The following is a 23,166-nucleotide window of genomic DNA, read 5'->3' on the forward strand; positions in this document are numbered from 1 at the left end:
CCCCGAGCTGCTCCGCCCCTTGAGCGTGTCGAAAGGTCCTGTCGACAAGCGCAAGGGGTGAGCGTAGGAGGGCGAGCCGGTCAGACGCCGCCGGTGAGCAGGACGCCGCCGTCGACCGTCAGCGTCTGACCCGTCATCCACGCCGCGTCCTGCGACAGCAGGAACGCGACGACCGAGCCGATGTCGGACGGGACGCCGAGGCGCTTGAGCGGGTAGGGCGCGGCGACCTCGTCCTCGCGCCCCTCGTAGAGCGCCTTGGCGAAGTTGGTCTTGACGACCGCCGGGGCCACCGCGTTGACCCGGATGTCGGGGCCCAGCTCGACCGCGAGCTCCTCGGTCACGTGGATCAGCGCGGCCTTGGACGCGCCGTAGACGCCGATGCCCGGGGCCGGGCGCTGACCCGCGACGGACGCGACGTTGACGATCGCTCCCCCGCGCTCGGCCATCGACGAGCGGTAGACCTTCTGCGCCCATGCGATCGCGGCGACCACGTTGACGCGGAAGATCTTGTCGGCGGCCTCCAGGTCGATGTCGATCGTGCGTCCGTACGCAGGATTGATGCCCGTGTTGTTGACGAGGAAGTCGATCGGCCCGAACGCGTCGGTCGTCGCGGCGATCACCTCGTCCTGGTGGGCGCCGTCGTCGGCGGCCCCGGCGACGAACATCGCGTGCTCGGGCCCGCCCAGCGACTCGACCCCCTCGGCGAGCGCATCGGCCTTGCGGGCCGTGATGCACACGCGTCCGCCGTCGGCCACGATGCGCTCGGCGATCGCCAGTCCGATGCCGCGGCTCGCGCCCGTCACGACGGCGACCTTGCCGGTGAAGCGGCCGGTGTCCTCGGCCGGCAGCATGGCGGCGGTCATCAGGAGAGCCGCTCGAGGACCATGGCCATGCCCATGCCGCCACCGACGCACATCGACTCGACGCCGAACTGCTTGTCGTGGTGCTGCAGGGAGTTGATCAGGGTGCTGGTGATGCGCGCACCGGTCATGCCGAACGGGTGACCGACGGCGATCGCGCCACCGTTGACGTTCAGCTTGTCGAGCGGGATGCCCAGCACCTTGGCCGAGCCCCACGCCTGGACGGCGAAGGCCTCGTTGATCTCGAACAGGTCGATGTCGTCCAGGCCCATGCCGGCGTTGCGCAGCGCGGCGGGGATCGCCTCGACCGGGCCGAGGCCCATGATCTCGGGCGACAGGCCCGTCACCGCGGTCGACACGATGCGGGCCAGCGGCGTCAGGCCCAGCTCCTTGGCCTTGGTGTCGCTCATGATCACCACGGACGCGGCGCCGTCGTTGAGCGGGCACGCGTTGCCGGCCGTGACCGTGCCGTCGGGGCGGAAGACCGGCTTGAGGCCGCTGATGCCCTCCAGCGTCGTGCCGGCGCGCGGACCGTCGTCGGCGCTGACCACCGTGCCGTCGGGCAGGGTCACCGGCGTGATGTCCTTGGCCCAGAAGCCGTCGGCGATGCCCTGCTCGGTCAGGTTCTGGCTGCGGACCGCGAACTCGTCCTGCTCCAGGCGGCTCATGCCCAGGTGCTGCGCGACGTTCTCGGCGGTCTGGCCCATCGCGATGTACTGGTCGGGCAGGTGGCCCGCCTCGCGCGGATCGGTCCAGGTGTCGGCTCCGCCCTCGGCGCGCTGGGCGGTACGCGCCACGGCGTCGGCGAACAACGGGTTCTCCGAGCCGGGCACGTCGGCGAAGCCGTTGCCGAAACGGCTGACGGTCTCGACGCCGGCCGAGATGTAGACGTCGCCCTCGCCGGCCTTGATCGCGTGGAAGGCCATGCGCGTGGTCTGCAGCGACGACGAGCAGTAGCGGTTGACCGTCACGCCCGGGAGGTGGTCCATGCCGGCCAGCACCGCCACGACACGAGCCAGGTTGTGGCCCGACTCCCCCGCCGGCTGACCCACGCCGAGGTGCAGGTCGGTGATGTCGCGCGGGTCGAGTCCGGGCACCTTGGCCAGCGCGGCCTGGAGCATCTGCACCGACAGGTCGTCAGGACGCATGTCCTTGAGCGAACCCTTGCCGGCGCGGCCGATCGGAGAACGGGCGGTGGAGACGATGACTGCTTCGGGCATGATCGTGCCTTTCGGATGGGGTCGTGACGATGTCGTGGGGGCGGCTCAGAAGCCGAGGTCGCGGCCGATGAGCTCTTTCATGATCTCGTTGGATCCGGCCCAGATCTTGCTCACGCGGGCGTCGCGCCAGGCGCGCGCGACGCGGTACTCGTTCATGAAGCCGTAGCCTCCGTGCACCTGCACGCAGTGGTCGAGCACGTCGTTCTGGATCTCCGACGACCACCACTTGGCCTTCGCCGCGTCGGTCGCCGTCGCCTGGCCCTGGGTGTGGGCCAGGACGGCCTGGTCGACGTACGCCTCGGCGACCTCGATCTTGGTGACCAGCTCGGCCAGCAGGAACTTGTTGTGCTGCAGGCTGCCGATCGACTGGCCGAACGCCTGGCGGTCGTGGGCGTACTGGATCGTCTCGGCCAGGATCTGCTTGGCGTGGGCGACGTTCGAGACCGCGCACGAGAGCCGCTCCTGCGGCAGACGCTCCATCATGTAGATGAAGCCGCGGTCGACCTCGCCGATGACGCGGTCGTCGCCGACGCGCACGTCCTCGAAGAACAGCTCGGACGTGTCGGCCTCGGCCTGGCCGACCTTGTCGAGCTTGCGCCCGCGGCTGAAGCCTGGATCGGTCGCCTCGAGGGCGAACAGCGTGATGCCCTTCGCGCCCTTCTCGGGCGAGGTGCGCACGGCCGTCAGCACCAGGTCGGCGGAGAAGCCGTTGGTGATGAAGGTCTTCGATCCGTTGACGACCCAGGCGTCGCCGTCGCGGACCGCGGTGGTCTTGAGGGCCGCCAGGTCGGAACCGCCGCCGGGCTCGGTCATGCCGATCGCCGTGACGATCTCGCCCGTGGCGCACCCGGGGAGCCAGCGCTGCTTCTGCTCGTCGGTGCCGAGGTCGATGATGTACGGCACCGCGATGTCGGAGTGGATCGCCGCGCACGAGGCCAGGGCGGCGTTGAGCTTGCTCAGCTCTTCGGCCCAGACCGCGTTGAAGCGGAAGTCACCGGCCTCGGAACCGCCGAAGGCCTCGGGGATCTCGAGGCCCAGGAAGCCCTCGTCGCCGGCGGCGCGCCAGAACTCGCGCGGCAGGGCCTTCTGCTCGAGGTAGGTCTCGAGGTTCGGCGTGACGTGCTTGGCCAGGAAGGCCGCGCACGAGTCGCGGAACGCGTCGTGGTCGTCGTCGAAGATCATCCGCTTCATGCCATGCCACCTCGTGCTCGAACATCCGCCAGCCGTCTCACGCACTAAGCGCTTGCTTAGCATGCAAGCAGTCCGTCATGCTGTCAACCGACGAAGGAGTGACATGACGACGATCACGGCTCGCGAACGGCTGATCAACGCCGCCGTCGAGGCATTCGCCGAGAAGGGCTTCGCCGCGACGACGACGCGCGACATCGCGTCCCGCGCCGGCATGAGCCCCGCGGCCGTCTACGTCCACCACGACTCGAAGGAGAGCCTGCTCTACACGGTCAGCCTGCAGGGGCACCGCGCCGCCCTCGACGTCATCAACCGAGCCGCCCTGACCCACGACGAGCCGGTCGCGCGCATCCGCACGATGGTCTACGAGTTCAGCCTCTGGCACGCCGTCCACAGCCGCGTGGGCCGCATCGTCCAGTGGGAGTACCACGCCCTCACCCCCGAGCACCGGGCCGAGGTCGGCGCGATCCGCCGCAGCATCGAGCGGACGATGCAGGACGCCCTGACCGACGGGGTCGGTCAGGGCGTCCTGGACGTCACGGATGTGCCGGGCACGGCGTTCTCGCTGCTGTCGCTCGGTGTCGACCTGGTGCGATGGTTCGAGCCAGGCGGGTCGCGCTCGGGCGACGAGCTCGCCAGCCTGCACGCCGATCTGGCGGTGCGCATGGTCGTCGCCCGCTGACGCGAGCGGCACAAGGGCGTCCGGCCTCGGGGGGGGTGACCGGACGCCCGTGAACCGCTCGCGCCGGCGAGCGGACGCGGTGGATCAGGCCTGGAGCACGGCCTCGGCGACGATGTTGATCGTGATCTTGTCGCCGATCATGAGCTTGTCGGCGCCGTCGACGGGGATGTTGAAGTCGATGCCGAACTCCTTGCGGCTGATGGTCGTCGAGGCCTCGAGGCCGACGCGCGTGCCGCCCCACGGGTCGCCGCCCTCGCCGAGGAACTCGGTCGCGAGGTCGACCGACTTGGTGACGCCCTTGATCGTCAGGTCGCCGGTGACGACGAACTCGCCCTCGCCCTTCTCGACGATGCTCGTCGAGACGAACGTCATCTTGGGGTTCTCCTCGGCATTGAAGAAGTCGCCGGAGCGCAGGTGCGCGTCACGGTCGGCCGTGCCGGTGTTGACCGAGGCCAGGTCGATCGAGACGTTGACCGACGAGGCGGTGACGTCGTCGGCACTGGTGATGGTGCCCTCGAACGTCTCGAACTTGCCGCGGACCTTGCTGACGAGGTGGCGGACCGTGAAACCGATCTCGGTGTGGCTGGGGTCGAGGGCCCAGGTGCCCGTGGTGACTGCGGTGCTGCTCATGACTGCTCCTTGGAAGGCTATAGTTGATATTTCAACAAGCAGGAATCTAGCATGCCGTTCAAGATTCAACCAGCCCCGACTCGACGTAGGATGGATCACATGGAGAAAGCGACCGACACCCCATGGCTCGACGCCGAGCAGCAGCGCATCTGGCGGGTCTTCCTCGGGGGCACCACGGTGCTGATGGACCGTCTCGATCGTGATCTCCGCACGCAGCACGGCATCTCGATGCCCGAGTACGAGATCCTCGTCCGGCTCTCAGAGGCGCCGGGGCGAGCGATTCGCATGGCCGAGCTCGCCGATGCCGTCTCGCACTCGCGCAGCCGCGTCACCCACACCATCGCCCGGCTCGAGCGCGAGGGCATCGTCATGCGGGGCCAGTGCTCCGACGACGGCCGCGGCGTCTCCGCCGTGCTGACCGACCACGGGTTCAGCGTGCTCGAGTCGGCCGCCCACACCCACGTCACGGGCGTCCACGACTACCTGATCGCCAACGCCGACGCCGACGAGCTGCAGGCCCTCGGCCACATCATGACCCGCGTCATGCAGACCCTCCACGGCAAGAACTTCTGAGGTTCCGGCCTCCAGATCCCATCGGCACGAGCGCTGGGCCCCTGGCGCCGTGGGGCGGGCCCACGGCGATGCGCACGCCCTCACAGCCGAGCGCGGAGGCAGACGAGCTCGTCACGCTCCTCCCACGAGTCGACGACCTCGAAGCCGATCCTGCGGTACACGGCGATCGCATCCGCGCGCCACGACCACACCGACAGGCCGAGAGAGCGGTGACCGCGATCGGACGCGAGACGCATCGCCCCCGCCATCAAGGCCGTTCCGGCGCCGCTGCCGCGCGACCCGGGGTCGACCCAGAGGCGCTTGACCTGCGGCTCGGACGCCGACTCGTCGAGCGCGACACACCCGACCGGGTCGCCGGCGAGGATGGCCAGCAGCAGATCGTCGCCGAAGATCGCCCAGGGCTCGTCGACCTCGGCACGGTATCGACCGGGGAGCTCGGCCCACGAGCCGACGGACAGACCCTTCTCTGCCTCGGTCTGCAGGTGGTACGCCCCGAGCAGGGACGCCACCTGCGACGCCGGGACACCAAGCCGCTCGGCCCAGCGGACGACGTCGACCGCCACCAGGCTCAGTCCCTGGTCAGGCGGCGGTGCGTGACGCGGTGGGGACGGGCGGCGTCGGCGCCGAGGCGCTCGATCTTGTTGTCCTCGTACGACTGGAAGTTGCCCTCGAACCAGAACCAGTTGGCCGGGTTCTCGTCATCGCCCTCCCAGGCGAGGATGTGCGTCGCGATGCGATCGAGGAACCAGCGATCGTGCGACGTGACCACGGCGCAGCCCGGGAAGTCGAGCAGGGCGTCCTCGAGCGACGACAACGTCTCGACGTCGAGGTCGTTGGTGGGCTCGTCGAGCAGCAGCAGGTTTCCGCCCTGCTTGAGCGTCAGCGCCAGGTTGAGACGGTTGCGCTCACCGCCCGACAGCACGCCGGCCTTCTTCTGCTGGTCGGGACCCTTGAAGCCGAACGACGCTACGTACGCGCGGCTGTTCATCTCGAAGTTGGCCACCTTGATGAAGTCGAGCCCCTCGGAGACGACCTCCCAGACGTTCTTGTCGCCGGCGATCTCGCCGCGGCTCTGGTCGGCGTAGCTGATCTTGACGGTCTTGCCGACCTCGAGCGTGCCGGAGTCGGGCGTTTCCTCGCCGGTGATCATCCGGAACAGCGTGGTCTTGCCGACGCCGTTGGGGCCGACGACGCCGACGATGCCGGCGCGCGGCAGCGTGAAGCTGATGTCGTCCCACAGCAGCCGACCGTCGTAGCCCTTGGTGAGCCCCTTGGCGTCCAGCACGACATCGCCGAGACGCGGACCCGCGGGGATGTTGATCTCGCTGGTGTCGACCTTGCGCGACTTCTCGGCCTCGGCCGCGAGCTCCTCGTAGCGCGCCAGACGCGACTTGCTCTTGGTCTGGCGGCCCTTGGCGTTGGACCGCACCCAGTCGAGCTCGCGCTCGAGCATCTTGGCGCGCTTGGCGTCCTTCTGGCCCTCGATCTTGAGGCGTTCCTTCTTGCTCTCGAGGTACGTCGTGTAGTTGCCCTCGTAGCCGTGGATCTGGCCGCGGTCGACCTCGGCGATCCACTCGGCGACGTTGTCGAGGAAGTACCGGTCGTGGGTCACGGCCAGGACCGCGCCGGGATAGTTCTTGAGGTGACCCTCGAGCCACTGCACGCTCTCGGCGTCCAGGTGGTTGGTGGGCTCGTCGAGCAGCAGCAGGTCGGGCTGCTGCAGCAGCAGCTTGCACAGCGCCACGCGGCGACGCTCACCACCCGACAGGTGGTCGACGAGCTCGTCGGCGGGCGGGCAGCGCAGGGCGTCCATGGCCTGGTCGAGACGCGAGTCGAGCTCCCACGCGTTGTGGGTGTCGAGATCGGTCTGCAGGTCGCCCATCTCGGCGAGCAGCGTGTCGTAGTCGGCGTCGGGCTCGCCGAGCTCTTCGCTGATCTTGTTGTAGCGGTCGAGCTTGCCCTTGATCTCGGCGACGGCCTCCTCGACGTTCTCGAGGACGGTCTTGCCCTCGGTGAGCGGGGGCTCCTGCTGCAGCATGCCGACAGTGGCGTCGGGGTCGCGGACGATGTCGCCGTTGTTGGGGTGGTCGAGCCCCGCCATGAGCTTGAGCAGCGACGACTTGCCCATGCCGTTGGGACCGACGACGCCGATCTTCGCACCGTGGAGGAAGGACAAGGTGACGTTGTCGAGCACCACCTTGTCGCCGTGGGCCTTGCGGATGTTCTGCAGTGCGAGGACGTATTCAGCCATGCCGACAAGACTATCGAGCAGACCGCACCGACCCCACGGCGGTCAGCGTGCGAGAGGCCGGCAGGCCGCCGTCAGGCGAGCGCGGCGGCGATGCCGGAGCGATAGGTCTCGTAGCGCCCGAGCTCGCGCTCGACCGGACCGACGACCCGGTCGGCGGCGATCGTCGCGATGGTGCTGCGCAGCGCCTCGTCGGTGGTGCGGGCCTTGCGGCGGGCTCCGGCACCGGCGGCCAGGCCCGACACGGCGGCCAGCACGAGGCCGCCGAGCAGCGCGCCGACCACGACCACGGCGGCGAGCGGGACGGGACCCACGGAGCCGAGGTCGGGCAGGCCGAACGACGCTGCGGCGTCGATGCCCTGCGCCACCAGCCACAGCAGACCCGCGACCGCGGCCACGACGGCCAGCAGCTGGACGGCGTGGACGAGCCTCCACCACGGCGCCGGACGCGCGATGTCGCTGCTCGTGGCGCGGATGGCGGTGTCGAGCTCGTCGACGACGTCGGCGTCCTGGGGGCTCGCCGCGTCGCGCACGGCATCGCGCCACGGGCGCTCGAGGCCCTCGGAGGCACGCTCGGCCACCTCGCGCACCGCGAGCTCGGCCCGGGCACGCTGCACCCGCCCTGCCTCGGGGGCGGTCGACCTGGCCATCGCGGTCAGCGACACGTCGGTGTCGAGCTCGAGCTCGTCGAGCGGATCGGCGCCGAGACGCCCCACCCACCGTGCGATCGGCCAGCTCGTGTGGTGCGCGGCGCGCCGGCGCGTGGACGCCTCGACGGCCTCGACCAGCTGCGGCACGCCGGCACAGTCGACCAGTGCCTCGTCGAGCGAGCGTCGGGCCTCGTCGGTGACACCGGCTGCCTTGCGCGAGCCACCCACCTGCTCGATGACACCCGCCGCAGCGGCGATGTCGGACGCCAGACGGGCCTTGGCCGACGACTTGGCGCGGATGCGGGCGGCCAGCTCGCGCTTGAGCTCGTCGACGCCGTCGCCGCGCGTGGCCGACACCCCGATGACGGGGACGTCGGGAAGTCCCTCGTCGGCCAGGATGCGGCGGACGTCGGTGAGCGCGCGGGTGCGCTGCTCGAACGGGATGCGGTCGATCTGGTTGAGCACCACCAGCGTCACGTCGCTGTAGGCGGCCATGGGCCGGATGTAGCGGTCGTGGATCGCGGCGTCGGCGTACTTCTGGGGGTCGAGCACCCACACCAGCAGGTCGGCGTGCGTGACGAGCCGGTCCATCTCGACGTGGTGCGACACCTCGGTGGAGTCGTGGTCGGGCAGGTCGAGAAGCACCAGGCCGTCGAGCTTGGTGTCCTCGGACGACTGGTCGAGCATGCTCATGCGGGAGACCTGGTGACGCGCCGGGATGCCCATCCACTCGAGCAGGCCCTGCGCGCCGTCAGGACCCCACGCGCAGGCCAGCGCCCACGACGTGGTGGGACGGCGGACGCCGACGCCGGCGAGCTCGAGGTCGGTGAGGGCGTTGAACAGCGACGACTTGCCCGACCCGGTCGCCCCGGCCAGCGCGACGATCGTGTGCTCGCCCGACAGGGTGAGACGTTCGGTGGCGCGCTCGGTGAGCATCTCGGCCGGGGCCAGGATCTCGGCGTCGATGCGACCCTGGGCCGCCGCGACTGCGCTGGTCAGGCCGTCGAGACGGTGGGCCACGTCGTTGCGGTCGCCGCCGTAGACGGCGTCGGTGACCGGCGCGGAGGTCGTCATGACGTCACCTCTCCGTTCAGGAAGTCGGCGTGGCGGGAGTACTCGGCCTTGCGGGCGGCCTCGCGCAGCGCCGTCTGGTGGGCCCTGAGACTAGCGGGTGCCTCGAGCAGCTGGTGGAATCGCGCGACCTCGGTCTCGAGCAGCGACGCCGCCCGGGTCACGAGGTCGTCGTGGGCGCGGGCGACCAGAGCGTCGACCTCCGCCGCTCCGAAGATCGCGTCGAGCAGCTTGCGGCCGATGGCCGCCGCGCCGGCCTCGTCGGACGCGGTCGCCCGCGACAACATCGTGACCATGAGCGCGACGGCGATGCCGTTGACCCCGAACGCGAGGAACTTGGCGGTCATGCGCTTGTCGGCGCCCTCGACGCGGACGAGCTCGATGACGCCCTGGCGCCAGTCGTGCACGGCCCGCTCGGCGCGGATGCGGAAGTCGGAGGAGGCGCGGTCGAGCCCCGCCGCGCCGTCGACCAGCCCGCGCCCGGCAGGCGACGTGCCCCACGTGCGCGCGACCGTCTCGGCCGTCGCCTCGGCGTGCTCGACCAGCAGCACGCGGACGCTCGTCTCGATCGCGTCGACGATCTCGGTGGAGCGGGTGCGCTTGCCGGTCAGGCCGCCGACGAAGCGGTCGCGGATGCGGCTGACCTTCTCCTCGACCGAGCTGAGCAGCTCGCCGGTGCCGACGAACTCCTGCCAGGTGGCCAGCACGTCGCCGCGCAGCAAGGTGCCGTCGGCGGTCTGCCGGGTGATGCTGTCGAGCGCCTCGCGATAGGCGTCGTCGGCCGTGCCGAACAGCGTCTCGGCGAGCTCGACCTGGGCGTCCATGGCGTCGGCGACGTCGTGCGCGCGCAGCACGAGGTGGCGCACGGCTCCGTCGAGGGTGCGGTGCACGACCATCTGCCGGGCCACCGGGTCGGCGGCCAGCTCGTGCAGCCAGCCGACCATGGGGGCGACGGACTCGGGCGGCAGCAGGCCGTCGGTGTCGAGACCCGACTCGGGCACCGTGAACAACGGCGAGTCGGACAGGCCGCGCGACGTCATCATGCGGGCCAGGTGGCCCCGCACCTCGATGAGCGCCTCGTCGCTGGTGCGATCGAGGACGACGGCGACGGACGTGCTGCGCTCGGCGGCCTGGCGCAGGTAGTCCCACGGCACCTGGTCGGCGTAGCGGGCGGCCGAGGTGACGAACAGCCACAGATCGGCCGCGGCCAGCAGCTGCGCCGCCAGCTCGCGGTTGCCCTTGTCGATGGAGTCGACGTCGGGGGCGTCGAGGATCGCCAGCCCCTGGGGGATGCGCGTGGTCGAGGCGAGCCGCAGCGCGTAGGTGCCGTTGCCGGTCTCGGACGTGCGCGGCAGGTCGGGCAGGATGCGGTCGGGCTGGAACCACTCGGCGTCGTCGGGGTGGTGCACCAGCACCGGCGAGCGGGTGGTGGGGCGCAGCACACCGGACTCGGTGACCCGCTCCCCCACGATCGAGTTGACCAGCGTCGACTTGCCCGCACCCGTCGAGCCTCCGACGACGGCGAGCAGCGGCGCGTCGAGCTGCACCAGCCGCGGCAGGATGTAGTCGGACAGCTGGTCGACGACGTCGGACTTGATCGAGCGCGCGCGGCCCGCACCCTCGGCGTCGAGCACGAGCGGGACGTCGCGGACGCTGAGCAGCAGCGAGCTCATGGCCGCCAGGAGCTCGGCCGAAGCGTGGTCGCCGGGCACGGTGAGCTCCTCTCGTCGACGAAGACATGCAGCGGGCGGGTGGTACGCACAGATTAGTCGACCTGAGGCCTCCTCGCGTCCACCGGACCTGCAACGGGTGGGTCAGTAGTGACGGCGGGTGCTGTGCAGCGCCGGCGGCAGTCGCAGGTCGGGCCGCAGCGCGTACATCGAGTCGAGCAGCGCGTAGGTGCGCTCGACGCCCTGGGGCCTGCTGTGACCGCTCATCAAGGAGTCGTGCAGGAACGCCATCTCGGTCGCCAGCCGCTGGTACCGCGTGACGACCTTGGCGGCGTCCTTGCCGTGGTTGCCGCGGGCGAAGCGTCGCGCGGCCTTGCGGTAGCCGAAGCGCGACAGGTACGGGATCTCGGCGGGGTGGATCCACCCGCGTTCGGCGACGTACGACAACGAGCGCTCGAGCACCCGCACCTGACGCACCCGCACCACGATGGCCACGGCGGCGATGACCGCCAGCAGGCAGGCCAGCACCAGGTAGGCGAGCAGAAACCCGGTGCCGTCGGACGGGCCGTAGCTCAACGACCCGTTCCAGAGACCGTGGAGGCCGACGCTGGCCGCCAGACCGACGGTGCCGATCAGGATGCGGGCGATCGTGCTCTTGCGCGTGACGGCGAGCCCGATCGCGATGCCGAACGCCGACGTGAACAACGGGTGCGCGAACGGGCTGAAGATGCCGCGGACGACGAACGTCGTGGTGGCGCCCTGCGAGCCGGCGAGGGCGATGTCGGGCGAGCCCAGGTAGCTGCTCGCGTAGTAGCCGATGTTCTCGACGAAGGCGAAGCCGATGCCGACGATCCCGGCGTAGATCAGGCCGTCGAGCACGCCGTCGATCACCCGGCGCCACCGCACGAACGTCAGCAGCAGGAAGAGGCACTTGGCCGGCTCCTCGGCCAGCGGTGCCACGAACGAGGCCGTCGCCTCGTCGCTGAGGTCGAAGGCCTTCTGCGCCCAGACCTCGACGACCAGCGCGATCGCGACCGCGACGACGCCGCCCCACACGAAGGCGGCCAGCTTGTAGCGCAGCGGCTCGGGCTCGTACCGGTCGAGCCACCAGAAGCAGAACCACAGGAACGGCAGCGGGATCATGGCGTAGAAGACCGAAAGACCGGCCCCCTCGGAGTCGCCGGCGCTCAGCGAGATCACGACGCCGCCGACGACTCCTCCGATCGCGACGAGCGCGAACAGCACGACGAGGGCCGTGCGCCCGGACTGCTGGACGGGCTCTCGGGCCAGCATCGAGGCGGGCCGGTACGAGGCGGCAGCAGCGTCTGTCACCCGCCACATCGTAGGGGATGGCAGCGGCCCCGCCACCGCGCCGAGCCACGCCGATACGCTGGGGTCACTGGCGCCCGTAGCTCAGCTGGATAGAGCAAGAGCCTTCTAATCTCTAGGTCGCAGGTTCGAATCCTGCCGGGCGCGCCACCTCGCGAGGTTGCGTCATGCGAACCGAGGGTCGGACGCCACCGTTCCCATGACGCAACGCACGCGGGCCAGGGGTCACCAGCTGGACGTGGTGATGCCGGGCAGCTCCCCTCGGTGGGCGGCCTGCCGGAACCGGATGCGCGAGAGCCCGGCCAGGCCGACGAAGCCGCGGGGGCGCCCGTCGACCTGGTCGCGGTTGCGCACCCGCACGGGCGAGGAGTCCCTCGGCAGCGCGGCCAGCGCTCGTCCTGCCGCCATCCGGTCGGCCATCGGCAGGCGGACGTCCTTGGCCGCGGCCCGCAGCTCGCCACGCCGGTCGGCCAGGCGCTCGACGGTGGCCCTGCGCCGATCGTTGGCCACGATCTTGCTGCGCTTGGCCATCAGCGCTCCTCCCTGAAGTCGACGTGCCGACGCACCACGGGGTCGAACTTGCGCAGCACGATGCGGTCGGGATCGTTGCGCCGGTTCTTGCGCGTGACGTACGTGAATCCCGTGCCGGCGGTCGACCGCAGCTTCACGATCGGCCTGATGTCACTGCTCCTCGACGCCATCAGAGCCGCCCCCCTCGGGCTCGGATGTCGGCGACCACGGCGTCGATCCCGCGGACGTCGACGGTCTTGATGCCGCGCGCGCTGAGCCGCAGCGTGACGTGGCGCCCCAGGCTCGGCGCCCAGTAGCGCTTCTTCTGGATGTTGACGTCGAACCGCCTGTTGGTGCGGCGGTGCGAGTGCGAGACGTTGCGGCCGAACGCCACCTCGGCGCCCGTGACCTGGCAGACCCGTGACATGTGAGCTCCTGTTCCGTGTGGTGTAGAATGACAATCATTGTCATTAAGTCTACCCACAGGAGGACCGCATGAAGAAGGGCATCCACCCGACCTACGCCCCGGTCGCGTTCAGGGACCGGTCCGGCGACCTCGTCTTCGTCTCGTCGTCGACCCTGACCGGCTCGGGCCAGACGGTCGAGATCGACGGCGCGACCTACCCCGTGGTCGACGTCGACGTGTCGACCGCGAGCCACCCCTTCTGGACCGGCCGGGGCCGCGTGCTCGACACCGAGGGCCGGGTCGAGAAGTTCAACCGGCGCTACGGCACGGGCCGATGACGACCACTCCCCTGGTGCTGCTGGCCGGCCTCGACGCCGACGCGATGGCCCACGCGATGATCGCCCTGCAGTGGGACGCCCCGCGCGCCGTGACCGTGCGGCACACGATCGACGTCGAGGCGCAACGCCTCACCCGTCTCGTGAGCGACGTCGACGGCGTGGTCGAGCACGTGCACGTCGACCTCGACCACGCGTGCGTGGGGTGCGCCCTGCGCGAGGACATCATGCCGACGCTCGAGCGCCTCGCCGACGACGGCCGCTGGGGCACGATCATCGCCCACCTGCCGATCGCGTCGGGCGCCGAGCAGGTCTGCGCGATCCTGACGCACGACCAGGTGCTGTCGGCGAAGCTGCACGTCGCCTCGGTGCTGGCCGTCGTCGACGGACCGTCGGCCCGCGACGACGTCCTGGGCGACGACCTGCTGCGCGAGCGCGCGCTGCACACGTCGGTCGAGGACACGCGCGGCGTCGCCGAGGTGCAGGCCGCTCTCGTCGAGTACGCCGACGCCGTGGTGGTCGTCGGCGACATCGACGAGACCGACCGCGACGTGCTGCGGATGCTGATGCGTCCCGGTACCCGTGAGGTGATCGACCACCTCGCGATCGACACCGCCGCGATCGTCGGGGGCCGTCGCCCCCACGCCGACGCCGAGGCCTGGGTCGACCCCGGCCACGGCGCCCACGTCGGGCTGCTCGAGGCGGGCGACGCGTGGAGCATCGAGCTGCGGTCGGACCGGCCGTTCCACCCCGAGCGGCTGATGTCCAACCTCGAGGCCCTCGGCGGTGGCGCGCGTCGCTCGCGCGGCTGCTTCTGGCTGCCCACCCGCCACGGCCAGGTCTGCGAGTGGGACGGCGCCGGCGGCCAGCTGAGCGTCGGACCCTGCCAGCACGGCAGCACCGAGCCGCACACCCGGCTGCTGGTCACGGGCATCGACGACGGCCGCGACGAGCTCGTCGCCACCTTCCGCGCGTGCCTGCTGACCGATGCCGAGCTCGCCGAGCGCGGCTCGATCTGGGAGTGCCACGAGGACGGCTTCGAGCCCTGGCTGGGCCCCACGCGTCAACCCGCCTGACCCCGTCCACCCATTCGTCCACCTGCCTGAAGGAGAACCATGGCCGTCCCGAAGCGCAAGACGTCGCGCAGCAACACCCGCCACCGCCGGTCGAGCTGGAAGGCGACCCCCGTCGCCCTCGTGCCCGTCACCGTCGACGGCACCACCCACCGGGTGCCGCGTCGCCTGGTCCGCGCGGTCCAGCGCGGACTCGTCGATCCCAGCTCGTCCACCAGGAGCACGTCATGAAGGTCCGCAACTCCCTGAGGTCGCTCAAGAAGCAGCCCGGCGCCCAGGTCGTCCGGCGGCGCGGCCGCACGTTCGTCATCAACAAGCAGAACCCCCGCATGAAGGGGCGCCAGGGCTGACGACGCCGCGACACTCAGAAGTACTGCGCGCCTCCGTCGACGCTGATGTGCTCGGACGTCATGAAGCTGGAGTCGTCGGACGCCAGGAACAGCACGGTGGACGAGATCTCGTCGGCCGAGGCCGCGAACTGCGGCAGGAACGGCGTCCCCATCGCGTTGAGGGCCGGGTTGGACTCGCCAGCCCGGGCCAGCGAGCCTTGCATGTCGCCTGAGCCCATCGGCGTGTCGACAGCGCCGGGGTGGACGCTGTTCACGCGGATCTTGTGCCGGCCCAGCTCGGCGGCGAAGGCTCGCGTCATGCCGGTGACGGCGTGCTTGCTGGTCGTGTAGTTGACCATGAAGGGCTGGACCTTCTTGCCCGCGTACGAGCTGATCAGCACGACGGAGCCGCCCCCACGCGCGATGAGGTGGTCGGCCGACACCATGACGGTGTTCCACACGCCGGTGACGTTGATGTCCATCGTGTCCTTGAAGATCTGTGGCGTCACCTGGTCCCACGTCGCCGGGATGCAGATGCCCGCGTTGGCCACCACGATGTCCAGGCCGCCGAGCTGCTCGACCCCGCGGGTCACGAAGTCGCGCATGCTCTCGAGATCTCGCACGTCGCCGACGGTCGACACGACGCGCCGGCCCGTGGCCTCGACCAGCCTCACCGTCTCGGCCAGGTCGTCCGGCGTCGCGGAGTCGTAGGGGACGCCCGGGAGCGGGCCCGCGAGGTCGAGCATGAGGATGTCGGCCCCCTCGGACGCGAGCCGGATCGCATGAGCGCGCCCCTGCCCCCGCGCTGCGCCGGTGATGAATGCGACCTTGCCGCTCAGCCGTGCCATGGAAACCCCTCGCTTCTGTCTGATGTGTCCTGCGTCTCACCATAATGGCACGCAATGCCATAAAGGAAGGGCCTAGAGCAGGTGGTCGGCCGCCGCTCCCCTGATCGCGGCGGCGACCCGTTCCAGCGCCGGGGTCTGCAACGTCCACTGCTGCCAGTGCAGGACGACGTCGACGTGCTGGCCAGGGTCGATCTCGACCAGCCGGCCCAGGCGCTCGGGCTCGTCCGACTGCTCGTGCGGCAGGACGGCCCAGCCGAGACCGAGTGCCACCGCCTCGGCGAAGTCGGCCGACGCGGGCACGTAGTGCCGGGGCGGGTCGAGCCGGCGCCGCGTGCGGCGACGCAGGTAGCGCTCCTGCAGGTCGTCGTGTCGGTCGAACACGACCATCGGCGCGACCGCGAGGGCATCGACACTCACCCCGCCGGCGAACCATCGGTCCACGAACGCCGGCGTCGCCATCGGCCGGTAGCGGGTCGTGCCGAGGCGGGTCGAGCGGCAGCCCTGCACCGGCTCGTCGACCGAGGTGATGGCCGCCATGACGGTGCCCGAGCGCAACAGCTCGGCCGTGCGCGACTGGTCGTCGCGGTGCAGGTCGAAGCACACGCCCGGACCGACCGTCGCGAGCGCCGGCAGCACCCACGTCGCCATCGAGTCGGCACTGACCGCGATGGGCACCGTCACAGGACCCGGACGACCGGCACTGGTCTCGGCGGCCGCGTCGCGCACGAGCACGTCGATCTGCCGCGCGAGCCGCAGGTACGACTCCCCCGCCGCGGTGACCGCCGTCGGCTTCGTGCGCCGCACCAGCACCTGGCCCGCGGACTGCTCCAGCGCCTTGATGCGCTGGCTGACGGCCGACGGCGTGACGTGCAGGGACGTGGCCGCGGCATCGAACGAGCCCTCGTCGACGACGGCGGCGAGGGCCACCAGCTGAGCCAGGTCCATGTGAAGCAATGCTAATGCGCCGTCAAGAACATTCGTTGGACTTCACCGAGGCTCGATCCTACGGTCGGACCATGACGCACGAGACGGCCGTGGCCGTGGCATCCGGGCTGGGCTTCGGCCTGTCGTTGATCGTGGCCATCGGCGCCCAGAACGCCTTCGTGCTGCGTCAAGGGCTGCTGCGCGAGCACGTGCTGCCGGTGGTGGCGGTGTGTGCCGTCTCGGACGCCGTGCTGATCGTCGCGGGCATCGCCGGCCTGGGTTCGCTGCTCGACCTCGCACCGTGGCTCGTGGACGTCATGCGCGTCGCAGGTGCCGCCTTCCTGCTGACCTACGCCGCCCTGGCTGCTCGGCGTGCCTGGCGGCCAGGATCCATCGACGCTCGCGCAGACGCGTCCGGATCGGCCCTGTGGCCCGCCGTCAGCACCGCCGTGGCCCTGACGTGGCTCAACCCGCACGTCTACCTCGACACCGTCGTGCTGCTCGGCTCCGTCGCCGGCACGCACGGCGACGAGCGGTGGTGGTTCGGCGCCGGCGCGGTCGCCGCCAGCGTCGTGTGGTTCACGGCCCTCGGCTTCGGGGCCCGCCTGCTGCAGCCGGTGTTCGTCAAGCCGTCGGCGTGGCGCGTGCTCGACGCCGTCATCGCCGCCGTCATGGTCGTCATCGCCGCGACGCTCCTGCGTGGTCTGACCCCCTGATCCCTCGCGGACGTCATCACCGATGCGGCGACCCAGGTACCGATGTGATGACGTCCCCACGACGTCATCACCGATGCGGCGACCCGGGTACAGAGGTGATGACGTCGCCTCGGGGCGTGGTCTGATGGAGGGGTGAAGTCGTTCCTCGTGGTGGTCGCGGGCGGAGCGGCCGGTTCGTTGGTCCGCTACGGCATCGGCGAGTGGCTCAACCCCGGGCACGAGCTGCCGGTCGGCACGCTGCTGGTCAACGTGACAGGGGCGTTCGTCCTCGGCGCCCTCCTGGCGGCGCTCGCGCTGCGCAGCGACGACTCGGGGCGTCACCGGCAGGTGCGCCTGCTCCTGGGCACGGGCTTCCTCGGCGGCTACACCACCTACAGCTCGCTGGCCGTCGAGACCGACACCTTGCTGCGCGACGGCCACGTCGCGCTGGGCGCCGCCTACGCGATCGGCAGCGTGGCTCTCGGCCTCGTCGCGGCGCTGACGGGCGTCGCCGCCGGACGGGCGGTCACGCGATGACACCGCTGTCGCTGGCCCTGGCCGGCGGTCTCGGCGCCGGCACCCGGTACGTCGTCGACCTGTGGGTGCGCCCCCGCGTGTCGTCCCGCCTGCCCTGGTCGACGCTGCTCATCAACGTCACCGGCTCGTTCGCGCTGGGCCTGCTCGTGGGGGCGGGCGCAGGCGCCACCTCGCACGCCGTCCTCGGTACCGGCTTCCTGGGCGGGTACACGACGTTCAGCACGGCGAGCGTCGAGACCGCCCACCTGGTGCTCGACCGCCGATACGCAGCAGCCGCCGTCAACGCCCTGGTCATGCTGACCGTGAGCGTCGCGGCGGCTGCCTGCGGATACGCGGTGGCGCGCTAGGCGGCCTTGGCAGCGTCGATCGCAGCCTGCAGGCCCTGCGGCGACGGGTTCTCGACCGCCTTGCCGCCGACGTAGACCGTCGGGGTGGAGTCGACCTTGCGATCGGAGTCGGACGCCGTCGTGCGGGCCTTCTTGACCCACGGCACGAACTTCTCGGTCTTGACGCACGAGTCGACGCCCGAGATGCCGAGACCGTCGATGGCCTTGGCCAGCGCGGCGTTCTCCGGGCCGGGCGTGCCTTCGTCGGGCTGGTTGGCGTAGAGGTAGTCGTGCACCTTGATGTAGTCGGCGACACCGCCCTTGTCGAGCGCACACAGCGCGGCGCTCGTCGACCGCTTGGAGTAGTCGTTCGGGCTTCCGCCGGTGTCGTCGAGGAACGAGAACGGCCGGTACGTGACGGTGACGGCGCCGCTGGCGACCTGCTGCCGGAGGAAGTCACCGCTCTGCTCCTCGAAGCTGCGGCAGATCGGGCACTGGAAGTCTTCGTAGACCTCGACCGACACCGGCTTGGCGTCCGCGGGCGGGGTGGCCCCGGCGGCGGCCGCGTCGTAGACGATGCCGAAGTCCTTGGTCGCGTTGGCCGGCTGGACGACCTTGTCTTCCTTCTCGTTGGCCTTGCTGGCGGCGTTGATGCCGTAGCCGCCGACCGCGATCAGCGCGATGACCACGACGACGATGCCCACCGTGATGAGGTTGCGCTGCTTGCGATCGGCCTTCTCACGCTCCTTGCGCATCTGCTCTGCGCGGGCTGCTCGGTTCTGTCGGTCGTTGCTCACTGCTGTCTCCTGGTTCGGGGTGGTCGCCACCTGGACCAACGCTGCGCCGTCCACGAAGGTTCCTGACGAGGGTAGCGGCCGGTCCGCAGCCGCCCCCTCACCACCGTCCGAGCCCGACCGCCCGGCTGGACTAGTGTGCGGTGGGTGAATGACAAGCTGGTGTGGATCGACTGCGAGATGACCGGGCTCTCCCTCGAGGCGGACGCCCTCGTCGAGGTGGCGGCCCTCGTCACCGACTACGACCTCAACGTCCTCGGCGACGGCGTCGACCTGGTGATCAAGCCTCCCCAGGCCGCGCTCGACCAGATGAACGACTTCGTCACCCAGATGCACACGACGTCCGGGCTGATCACCGAGCTCGAGGCGGGCCTCGGCCTGCGCGAGGCGGAGGAGCAGGTGCTCGAGTACGTCCGCGAGTTCGTCAAGGAGCCGCGCAAGGCCCCCATGGCCGGCAACACGATCGGCACCGACCGCGCCTTCCTGGCCCGTGACATGGCCGAGCTCGAGGGCTGGCTGCACTACCGCGTGATCGACGTCTCGTCGATCAAGGAGCTCTCGCGACAGTGGTTCCCGCGGGCGTACTTCGCCGCTCCGGCCAAGGGCGGCGAGCATCGTGCGCTGGTCGACATCCAGGAGTCCATCGAGGAGCTGCGCTACTACCGGCGGTCGGTGTTCACCCCGGATCCCGGCATCGACTCCGACTCGGCGAAGGCCATCGCGGCCGAGGTCGCCGGTTCGGTGACGGGCCGGTCGTAGCTCGCCCGAAGCCTGCGTTAGACTATTTCTCGCCGTGTCGGGCGCATGCCCGGCACGCGTGGTGGGTGTAGCTCAGCTGGTAGAGCACCGCCTTGTGGTGGCGGTGGTCGCGGGTTCGAGTCCCGTCACTCACCCAGATGCACAAGACCCCCGGACCTCGGTCCGGGGGTCTTGTCGTCGTGGCGGACGCGCTCAGCGCGCCAGCGTGATGTCGCCGGTGTCGCTCCTGGCGCGGATGAAGCCCGAGCCGCCCTGCTGGGAGTCGATCGTGGACGAGACGTCGCCCGAGGTGGACGTCGCCGTGACGGCGTACTTGCGCTTGCCCTCGCCCAGGGTGGCCCGGATGTCGCCGTCGCGCGTGGTCGCCTTGAAGCCGAACGGCTGCTTGGCGAAGGTCGCGGCGACGTTGCCGGAGCCGGTGCGCACGTCGAGCTCGTCGAGCCGCAGGCCCTTGCCGGTGACGTCGCCGCTGCCGCTCTCGATCGTCAGGACGCCCTCGGCGAGGTCGTCGACCGAGATGTTGCCCGAGGTCGTGCGGACGACGACCGGGAAGCCCTTGGGCAGCTCGAGGGTCGTGTCGACCCCGCACCCCGGGTTGAGCCACTCCTTGCAGCCCGAGACGATCTTGATCTGGTCGCCGCGCCGGCCGATGTCGAACTGCGTGTCGCGCAGCCCGCTGGTGATCCTGGCCTTGACCCGGACGACGTCGGCGTCGCCCTGCACGATGTGCAGGTCGGACGCGCCGGCGTCGATGTCGATCTGCGTCGACTGCCCGAGCTGGATGTCGCTGGTCGACACCGAGGTGCTGCGCTTGAGGATCGAGACCCCCAGCACCAGGCCGGCCAGCACCGTCACCACGAGGATCGTCCCGACGACCGTCAGCAGGGTGCGAGAGGCTGGCGACCGCACGTCGTAGTCGGCGATGATCTCGTCGTCGGTCAGCGCCTGGCCGTTGGCGATGGTCTCGTCGTCGGCGCTCATGCCCCGCCCCGCCTCTCACCGGCGGAGCCCTCGCCGGTGGTGACCGGGACGACGTCGGCCGCGCCCATGCGGGCTGCGTCGGCCGTCTCGTCGTCGGGCATGGTCTGGCTCTCGCGCTCGGCCTCGACGCGCTTGAGGTAGTGGTCGACCTCGTTGGCACGCTGCTCGGTGGTCCAGCCCAGCACCTCGCCCATCAGCTCGGCGACCTCGGCCGCGACCGCCACCCCGCGGTCGAAGGTCTCGATCGAGATGCGGGTGCGCCGGGCGATGGCGTCGTCGAGGTGGCGCGCGCCCTCGTGGGACGCGGCGTAGACGATCTCGGCGCGCAGGTAGTCGTCGGCGCCTGTGAGCGGGTCGGCGAGGTCGGGCTGGGCCTCGACGAGGTCGAGCACCTCCGAGACCAGCGAGCCGTAGCGGTGCAGCAGGTGCTCGACGCGTCCGACCCCGAGGCCACTGGTGCGGGCGATCTGGTGACGCTGGTTCCACAGCGCGTCGTAGCCGTCGGCACCGAGCAGCGGGACGTTCTCGGTGACCGAGGGCGGGGCGTGGCGGTCGAGCTGCGTCTCCATGCCGTGGACGGCGGCGTCGACGGCGTCCTTGGCCATGATGCGGTAGGTCGTGTACTTGCCGCCCGCGATGACGACCAGGCCCTTGACGCTCGTGCCGACCGCGTGCTCGCGCGAGAGCTTGCTGGTGGCCTCGTCCTCACCGGCCAGCAGCGGACGCAGCCCGGCGTAGACGCCCTCGACGTCGGCGTGGGTGAGCGGCTGCTCGAGCACGGTGTTGACGTGGTCGAGCAGGTAGTCGATGTCGCTGCGGCTGGCGGCCGGGTGGTCCTTGGAGAGCGACCAGTCGGTGTCGGTGGTGCCGATGATCCAGTGGCGACCCCACGGGATGACGAACAGCACCGACTTCTCGGTGCGCAGGATCAGGCCCGACGTGCCCCGGATGCGGTCGCGAGGCACCACCAGGTGCACGCCCTTGCTGGCCCGGACGTGGAACTGGCCGCGCTCGCCGGCGAACGACTGGGTCTCGTCGGTCCAGACGCCGCTGGCGTTGACCACCTGCTTGGCCGAGACGTCGAACTCGGCGCCCGACTCGAGGTCCTTGACGCGCGCACCCACGACCCGGTCGCCGTCGCGCAGCAGGTCGATCACGCGGGTACGGCTCGCGACGTGCGCGCCGTAGGCCGCGGCGGTGCGCGACAGGAACATCGTGTGGCGGGCGTCGTCGACCTGGCCGTCGTAGTAGTGCAGCGCGCCGACCAGGGCGTCCTTCTTGAGGGCGGGCATGAGCTTGCGCGCGCCCCGGCGCGTCAGGTGACGGTGCAGGGGGACGTTCTGGCCGTAGCCGGACGCCTTGCTCATCGCGTCGTACAGCGCGACGCCGGAGCCGGCGTAGAACCGCTCCCACACCCGGTGCGTCAGCGGGTAGATGAAGCCGACCTCGCGAACGAGGTGCGGGGCGAGCCGCTGCAGGCTCAGGCCGCGCTCCTTGAGCGCCTCGGCGACCAGGCGGAAGTCGAGCATCTCGAGGTAGCGCAGGCCGCCGTGCATCAGCTTGCTGGAGCGGCTCGACGTGCCCGAGGCGAAGTCACGCGCCTCGACCAGCCCGACCGTCAACCCGCGGGTCGCGGCGTCGAGCGCGGCGCCTCCACCGACGACGCCACCACCGATGACCAGGACGTCGAGCGGGGTGGAGGCCATCGCATCGAGTGCGGCTTGGCGGTTCTCGGGCGAGAGGGCGACGGGACGCATGCTCCCAGTCAATCAGTACCCGTGCAACGCGGCGAACGCCCGCAGTCCGATGTGACCGACCCGACGCCGGCCCGTCGTCGTCCGTAGGCTCGGCGCATGCGCCTCATCCTGATCCGCCACGGCCAGACCCCCGCCAACGTCGAGGGCGTCCTCGAGTCGACCGTGCCCGGCCCCGGGCTCACGACGTTGGGCTCGCAGCAGGCCGAGCAGCTCGTCCATGCACTCAGCGACCAGCCGATCGACGCGATCTACGTGTCGACGATGGTGCGCACGCACCTCACGGCCGCGCCGCTGGCCGGCGCTCGTGGCATCACGCCGGTCGAGCGAGCAGGCCTGCGCGAGATCGCCGCCGGCGACGTCGAGGGACGCCGCGACGAGGCGGCCGTGCACCAGTACGTGTCGACGCTCTTCGCGTGGTGTGGCGGCGACCTCGATGTCCGCATGCCGGGCGCGCAGGACGGCCGCGAGGTCATCGCCCGCTTCGACGAGGTGGTCGCGGAGGTCGAGGCCTCCGGCCACGACGACGTCGCGCTCGTCAGCCACGGCGCCGTCATCCGCGCCTGGTGCGCGGTGCGCACCGACAACATCGACCTCGACTTCGTCACCGACCACTACGTGACCAACACCGGCGTCGTCGTCGTGGACGGCTCGTCCGCCGACGGGTGGACCGTCACGTCGTGGCTCGGTGAGGGGGTCGCCGAGGCCGCCGTCCGGGGCGTCTCGGGCGATCACAGTCCCGCCTCGGAGCCCCTCGACGACTAACCAACCGCC

The 23,166-nt window shown here is 70.6% G+C and carries 28 protein-coding genes and 2 tRNA genes; 13 read left to right on the plus strand and 17 right to left on the minus strand.

Annotated features, from left to right (window positions below; translation table 11 throughout):
* Positions 1–80: 80 nt before the first annotated feature.
* The 3 genes from DX116_RS16835 to DX116_RS16845 are packed head-to-tail and all read right to left on the minus strand — an operon-like array spanning position 81 to position 3,271.
* Positions 81–863 (minus strand): SDR family oxidoreductase, encoded by a 783-nt coding sequence (locus tag DX116_RS16835; protein WP_233556856.1) that lies wholly within the window; start codon positions 861–863, stop codon positions 81–83.
* Entirely contained in the window at positions 863–2,080 is a 1,218-nt protein-coding gene (locus DX116_RS16840) for an acetyl-CoA C-acetyltransferase (protein ID WP_119705347.1), read from the minus strand. Before DX116_RS16840 ends, DX116_RS16835 begins: the two co-directional genes overlap by 1 nt.
* A 45-nt stretch (positions 2,081–2,125) precedes the next feature.
* Positions 2,126–3,271 (minus strand): acyl-CoA dehydrogenase family protein, encoded by a 1,146-nt coding sequence (locus DX116_RS16845; protein WP_119705348.1) that lies wholly within the window; start codon positions 3,269–3,271, stop codon positions 2,126–2,128.
* Between the two features lie 103 nt (positions 3,272–3,374).
* Here DX116_RS16845 and DX116_RS16850 point away from each other — a divergent pair, with 103 nt between their 5' ends.
* Positions 3,375–3,950 carry a TetR/AcrR family transcriptional regulator gene (locus tag DX116_RS16850; RefSeq protein ID WP_119705349.1) on the plus strand — a complete coding sequence of 192 codons (576 nt, stop codon included), beginning with the start codon at positions 3,375–3,377 and terminating at the stop codon, positions 3,948–3,950.
* Positions 3,951–4,034: 84 nt separating this feature from the next.
* On the opposite strand, the gene DX116_RS16855 is transcribed toward DX116_RS16850, so the two are convergent.
* Positions 4,035–4,580, minus strand: coding sequence for a YceI family protein (locus tag DX116_RS16855; protein WP_119705350.1), 546 nt, complete (start codon positions 4,578–4,580; stop codon positions 4,035–4,037).
* Positions 4,581–4,679: 99 nt separating this feature from the next.
* Here DX116_RS16855 and DX116_RS16860 point away from each other — a divergent pair, with 99 nt between their 5' ends.
* Positions 4,680–5,153 carry a MarR family winged helix-turn-helix transcriptional regulator gene (locus DX116_RS16860; protein WP_199716108.1) on the plus strand — a complete coding sequence of 158 codons (474 nt, stop codon included), beginning with the start codon at positions 4,680–4,682 and terminating at the stop codon, positions 5,151–5,153.
* A gap of 80 nt (positions 5,154–5,233) precedes the next feature.
* Here the strand turns inward: DX116_RS16860 and DX116_RS16865 are convergent, their stop codons facing one another.
* The 5 genes from DX116_RS16865 to DX116_RS16885 all read right to left on the minus strand — a co-directional run bounded on the left by DX116_RS16865 (position 5,234) and on the right by DX116_RS16885 (position 12,124).
* Positions 5,234–5,716 (minus strand): GNAT family N-acetyltransferase, encoded by a 483-nt coding sequence (locus DX116_RS16865; RefSeq protein WP_199716109.1) that lies wholly within the window; start codon positions 5,714–5,716, stop codon positions 5,234–5,236.
* A gap of 5 nt (positions 5,717–5,721) precedes the next feature.
* A complete protein-coding gene (gene ettA, locus DX116_RS16870) occupies positions 5,722–7,404 on the minus strand; it encodes an energy-dependent translational throttle protein EttA (protein WP_119705352.1) in 1,683 nt (560 codons plus the stop codon).
* Between the two features lie 71 nt (positions 7,405–7,475).
* A complete protein-coding gene (locus tag DX116_RS16875; RefSeq protein ID WP_119705353.1) occupies positions 7,476–9,125 on the minus strand; it encodes a GTPase in 1,650 nt (549 codons plus the stop codon).
* The gene (locus DX116_RS16880) at positions 9,122–10,834 is read right to left on the minus strand and encodes a dynamin family protein (protein WP_158592020.1); all 1,713 of its coding nucleotides are present in this window, start codon (positions 10,832–10,834) and stop codon (positions 9,122–9,124) included. The genes DX116_RS16875 and DX116_RS16880 overlap by 4 nt, the downstream gene beginning before the upstream one ends.
* Positions 10,835–10,936: 102 nt before the next feature.
* Positions 10,937–12,124, minus strand: coding sequence for a PrsW family intramembrane metalloprotease (locus DX116_RS16885; protein ID WP_158592021.1), 1,188 nt, complete (start codon positions 12,122–12,124; stop codon positions 10,937–10,939).
* 70 nt (positions 12,125–12,194) lie between these two features.
* On the opposite strand from DX116_RS16885, the gene DX116_RS16890 reads away from it, so the two are divergent.
* Positions 12,195–12,271: transfer RNA gene (locus DX116_RS16890), tRNA-Arg, on the plus strand.
* 75 nt (positions 12,272–12,346) lie between these two features.
* Here DX116_RS16890 and rpsN read toward each other — a convergent pair.
* From rpsN to rpmB, 3 genes are read right to left on the minus strand one after another with little or no spacing between them, the layout of a single operon-like run.
* The gene (rpsN, locus tag DX116_RS16895; RefSeq protein ID WP_119705355.1) at positions 12,347–12,652 is read right to left on the minus strand and encodes a 30S ribosomal protein S14; all 306 of its coding nucleotides are present in this window, start codon (positions 12,650–12,652) and stop codon (positions 12,347–12,349) included.
* Positions 12,652–12,822: a 50S ribosomal protein L33 gene (gene rpmG, locus DX116_RS16900; RefSeq protein WP_119705356.1), complete on the minus strand. Its 171-nt coding sequence runs from the start codon at positions 12,820–12,822 to the stop codon at positions 12,652–12,654. The genes rpsN and rpmG overlap by 1 nt, the downstream gene beginning before the upstream one ends.
* Complete coding sequence (gene rpmB, locus DX116_RS16905; RefSeq protein WP_119705357.1) at positions 12,822–13,058, minus strand: 50S ribosomal protein L28; 237 nt, start codon at positions 13,056–13,058, stop codon at positions 12,822–12,824. Before rpmB ends, rpmG begins: the two co-directional genes overlap by 1 nt.
* 68 nt (positions 13,059–13,126) lie before the next feature.
* On the opposite strand from rpmB, the gene DX116_RS16910 reads away from it, so the two are divergent.
* From DX116_RS16910 to ykgO, 4 genes are read left to right on the plus strand one after another with little or no spacing between them, the layout of a single operon-like run.
* Complete coding sequence (locus DX116_RS16910) at positions 13,127–13,375, plus strand: type B 50S ribosomal protein L31 (protein WP_119705358.1); 249 nt, start codon at positions 13,127–13,129, stop codon at positions 13,373–13,375.
* A complete protein-coding gene (locus tag DX116_RS16915) occupies positions 13,372–14,448 on the plus strand; it encodes a GTP-binding protein (protein WP_119705359.1) in 1,077 nt (358 codons plus the stop codon). Before DX116_RS16910 ends, DX116_RS16915 begins: the two co-directional genes overlap by 4 nt.
* 39 nt (positions 14,449–14,487) lie before the next feature.
* Positions 14,488–14,676, plus strand: a complete 189-nt coding sequence (rpmF, locus tag DX116_RS16920) for a 50S ribosomal protein L32 (RefSeq protein ID WP_119705360.1) — start codon at positions 14,488–14,490, stop codon at positions 14,674–14,676.
* Entirely contained in the window at positions 14,673–14,795 is a 123-nt protein-coding gene (gene ykgO, locus DX116_RS16925; RefSeq protein WP_119705361.1) for a type B 50S ribosomal protein L36, read from the plus strand. The genes rpmF and ykgO overlap by 4 nt, the downstream gene beginning before the upstream one ends.
* A gap of 14 nt (positions 14,796–14,809) precedes the next feature.
* On the opposite strand, the gene DX116_RS16930 is transcribed toward ykgO, so the two are convergent.
* Both DX116_RS16930 and DX116_RS16935 read right to left on the minus strand, forming a co-directional pair.
* Positions 14,810–15,622, minus strand: a complete 813-nt coding sequence (locus tag DX116_RS16930; RefSeq protein WP_119705362.1) for a mycofactocin-coupled SDR family oxidoreductase — start codon at positions 15,620–15,622, stop codon at positions 14,810–14,812.
* A 72-nt stretch (positions 15,623–15,694) separates the two neighbouring features.
* A complete protein-coding gene (locus DX116_RS16935) occupies positions 15,695–16,567 on the minus strand; it encodes a LysR family transcriptional regulator ArgP (protein WP_199716110.1) in 873 nt (290 codons plus the stop codon).
* A gap of 71 nt (positions 16,568–16,638) precedes the next feature.
* Between DX116_RS16935 and DX116_RS16940 the strand changes: the two genes are divergently transcribed.
* The 3 genes from DX116_RS16940 to DX116_RS16950 all read left to right on the plus strand — a co-directional run bounded on the left by DX116_RS16940 (position 16,639) and on the right by DX116_RS16950 (position 18,125).
* Positions 16,639–17,262, plus strand: a complete 624-nt coding sequence (locus tag DX116_RS16940) for a LysE/ArgO family amino acid transporter (RefSeq protein ID WP_119705364.1) — start codon at positions 16,639–16,641, stop codon at positions 17,260–17,262.
* A gap of 132 nt (positions 17,263–17,394) precedes the next feature.
* Positions 17,395–17,778, plus strand: a complete 384-nt coding sequence (gene crcB, locus DX116_RS16945; RefSeq protein ID WP_119705365.1) for a fluoride efflux transporter CrcB — start codon at positions 17,395–17,397, stop codon at positions 17,776–17,778.
* Positions 17,775–18,125 carry a fluoride efflux transporter FluC gene (locus DX116_RS16950; RefSeq protein ID WP_119705366.1) on the plus strand — a complete coding sequence of 117 codons (351 nt, stop codon included), beginning with the start codon at positions 17,775–17,777 and terminating at the stop codon, positions 18,123–18,125. The genes crcB and DX116_RS16950 overlap by 4 nt, the downstream gene beginning before the upstream one ends.
* On the opposite strand, the gene DX116_RS16955 is transcribed toward DX116_RS16950, so the two are convergent.
* A complete protein-coding gene (locus tag DX116_RS16955) occupies positions 18,122–18,901 on the minus strand; it encodes a DsbA family protein (protein ID WP_147393701.1) in 780 nt (259 codons plus the stop codon). The genes DX116_RS16950 and DX116_RS16955 overlap by 4 nt on opposite strands.
* A 144-nt stretch (positions 18,902–19,045) precedes the next feature.
* On the opposite strand from DX116_RS16955, the gene orn reads away from it, so the two are divergent.
* Together orn and DX116_RS16965 are read left to right on the plus strand one after the other, a co-directional pair.
* Entirely contained in the window at positions 19,046–19,657 is a 612-nt protein-coding gene (gene orn, locus DX116_RS16960; RefSeq protein ID WP_119705368.1) for an oligoribonuclease, read from the plus strand.
* Between the two features lie 61 nt (positions 19,658–19,718).
* Positions 19,719–19,791 (plus strand) — tRNA-His (locus DX116_RS16965).
* Between the two features lie 58 nt (positions 19,792–19,849).
* Here the strand turns inward: DX116_RS16965 and DX116_RS16970 are convergent.
* Complete coding sequence (locus tag DX116_RS16970; protein ID WP_119705369.1) at positions 19,850–20,638, minus strand: DUF4097 family beta strand repeat-containing protein; 789 nt, start codon at positions 20,636–20,638, stop codon at positions 19,850–19,852.
* Positions 20,635–22,395, minus strand: coding sequence for a glycerol-3-phosphate dehydrogenase/oxidase (locus tag DX116_RS16975; protein WP_119705370.1), 1,761 nt, complete (start codon positions 22,393–22,395; stop codon positions 20,635–20,637). The genes DX116_RS16970 and DX116_RS16975 overlap by 4 nt, the downstream gene beginning before the upstream one ends.
* 96 nt (positions 22,396–22,491) lie before the next feature.
* On the opposite strand from DX116_RS16975, the gene DX116_RS16980 reads away from it, so the two are divergent.
* Complete coding sequence (locus tag DX116_RS16980; RefSeq protein WP_119705371.1) at positions 22,492–23,157, plus strand: histidine phosphatase family protein; 666 nt, start codon at positions 22,492–22,494, stop codon at positions 23,155–23,157.
* The last annotated feature ends 9 nt before the right edge of the window (positions 23,158–23,166 follow it).

The sequence above is a fragment of the Aeromicrobium endophyticum genome (genome assembly GCF_003586285.1).
Lineage (GTDB): Bacteria > Actinomycetota > Actinomycetes > Propionibacteriales > Nocardioidaceae > Aeromicrobium > Aeromicrobium endophyticum.

What these genes read in the sequence shown, in the direction of transcription:
- DX116_RS16930 (WP_119705362.1), bottom strand. Translation starts at nt 15,622, where the DNA reads ATGGCACGGCTGAGCGGCAAGGTCGCATTCATCACCGGCGCAGCGCGG.
- DX116_RS16980 (WP_119705371.1), top strand. Translation starts at nt 22,492, where the DNA reads ATGCGCCTCATCCTGATCCGCCACGGCCAGACCCCCGCCAACGTCGAG.
- DX116_RS16950 (WP_119705366.1), top strand. Translation starts at nt 17,775, where the DNA reads ATGACACCGCTGTCGCTGGCCCTGGCCGGCGGTCTCGGCGCCGGCACC.
- rpmG (WP_119705356.1), bottom strand. Translation starts at nt 12,822, where the DNA reads ATGGCGTCGAGGAGCAGTGACATCAGGCCGATCGTGAAGCTGCGGTCG.
- DX116_RS16935 (WP_199716110.1), bottom strand. Translation starts at nt 16,567, where the DNA reads ATGGACCTGGCTCAGCTGGTGGCCCTCGCCGCCGTCGTCGACGAGGGC.
- DX116_RS16875 (WP_119705353.1), bottom strand. Translation starts at nt 9,125, where the DNA reads ATGACGACCTCCGCGCCGGTCACCGACGCCGTCTACGGCGGCGACCGC.
- DX116_RS16840 (WP_119705347.1), bottom strand. Translation starts at nt 2,080, where the DNA reads ATGCCCGAAGCAGTCATCGTCTCCACCGCCCGTTCTCCGATCGGCCGC.
- DX116_RS16975 (WP_119705370.1), bottom strand. Translation starts at nt 22,395, where the DNA reads ATGCGTCCCGTCGCCCTCTCGCCCGAGAACCGCCAAGCCGCACTCGAT.
- DX116_RS16910 (WP_119705358.1), top strand. Translation starts at nt 13,127, where the DNA reads ATGAAGAAGGGCATCCACCCGACCTACGCCCCGGTCGCGTTCAGGGAC.
- DX116_RS16855 (WP_119705350.1), bottom strand. Translation starts at nt 4,580, where the DNA reads ATGAGCAGCACCGCAGTCACCACGGGCACCTGGGCCCTCGACCCCAGC.
- DX116_RS16940 (WP_119705364.1), top strand. Translation starts at nt 16,639, where the DNA reads ATGACGCACGAGACGGCCGTGGCCGTGGCATCCGGGCTGGGCTTCGGC.
- DX116_RS16970 (WP_119705369.1), bottom strand. Translation starts at nt 20,638, where the DNA reads ATGAGCGCCGACGACGAGACCATCGCCAACGGCCAGGCGCTGACCGAC.
- ettA (WP_119705352.1), bottom strand. Translation starts at nt 7,404, where the DNA reads ATGGCTGAATACGTCCTCGCACTGCAGAACATCCGCAAGGCCCACGGC.
- rpmB (WP_119705357.1), bottom strand. Translation starts at nt 13,058, where the DNA reads ATGTCACGGGTCTGCCAGGTCACGGGCGCCGAGGTGGCGTTCGGCCGC.
- ykgO (WP_119705361.1), top strand. Translation starts at nt 14,673, where the DNA reads ATGAAGGTCCGCAACTCCCTGAGGTCGCTCAAGAAGCAGCCCGGCGCC.
- rpmF (WP_119705360.1), top strand. Translation starts at nt 14,488, where the DNA reads ATGGCCGTCCCGAAGCGCAAGACGTCGCGCAGCAACACCCGCCACCGC.
- DX116_RS16850 (WP_119705349.1), top strand. Translation starts at nt 3,375, where the DNA reads ATGACGACGATCACGGCTCGCGAACGGCTGATCAACGCCGCCGTCGAG.
- DX116_RS16860 (WP_199716108.1), top strand. Translation starts at nt 4,680, where the DNA reads ATGGAGAAAGCGACCGACACCCCATGGCTCGACGCCGAGCAGCAGCGC.
- DX116_RS16845 (WP_119705348.1), bottom strand. Translation starts at nt 3,271, where the DNA reads ATGAAGCGGATGATCTTCGACGACGACCACGACGCGTTCCGCGACTCG.
- rpsN (WP_119705355.1), bottom strand. Translation starts at nt 12,652, where the DNA reads ATGGCCAAGCGCAGCAAGATCGTGGCCAACGATCGGCGCAGGGCCACC.
- DX116_RS16915 (WP_119705359.1), top strand. Translation starts at nt 13,372, where the DNA reads ATGACGACCACTCCCCTGGTGCTGCTGGCCGGCCTCGACGCCGACGCG.
- DX116_RS16835 (WP_233556856.1), bottom strand. Translation starts at nt 863, where the DNA reads ATGACCGCCGCCATGCTGCCGGCCGAGGACACCGGCCGCTTCACCGGC.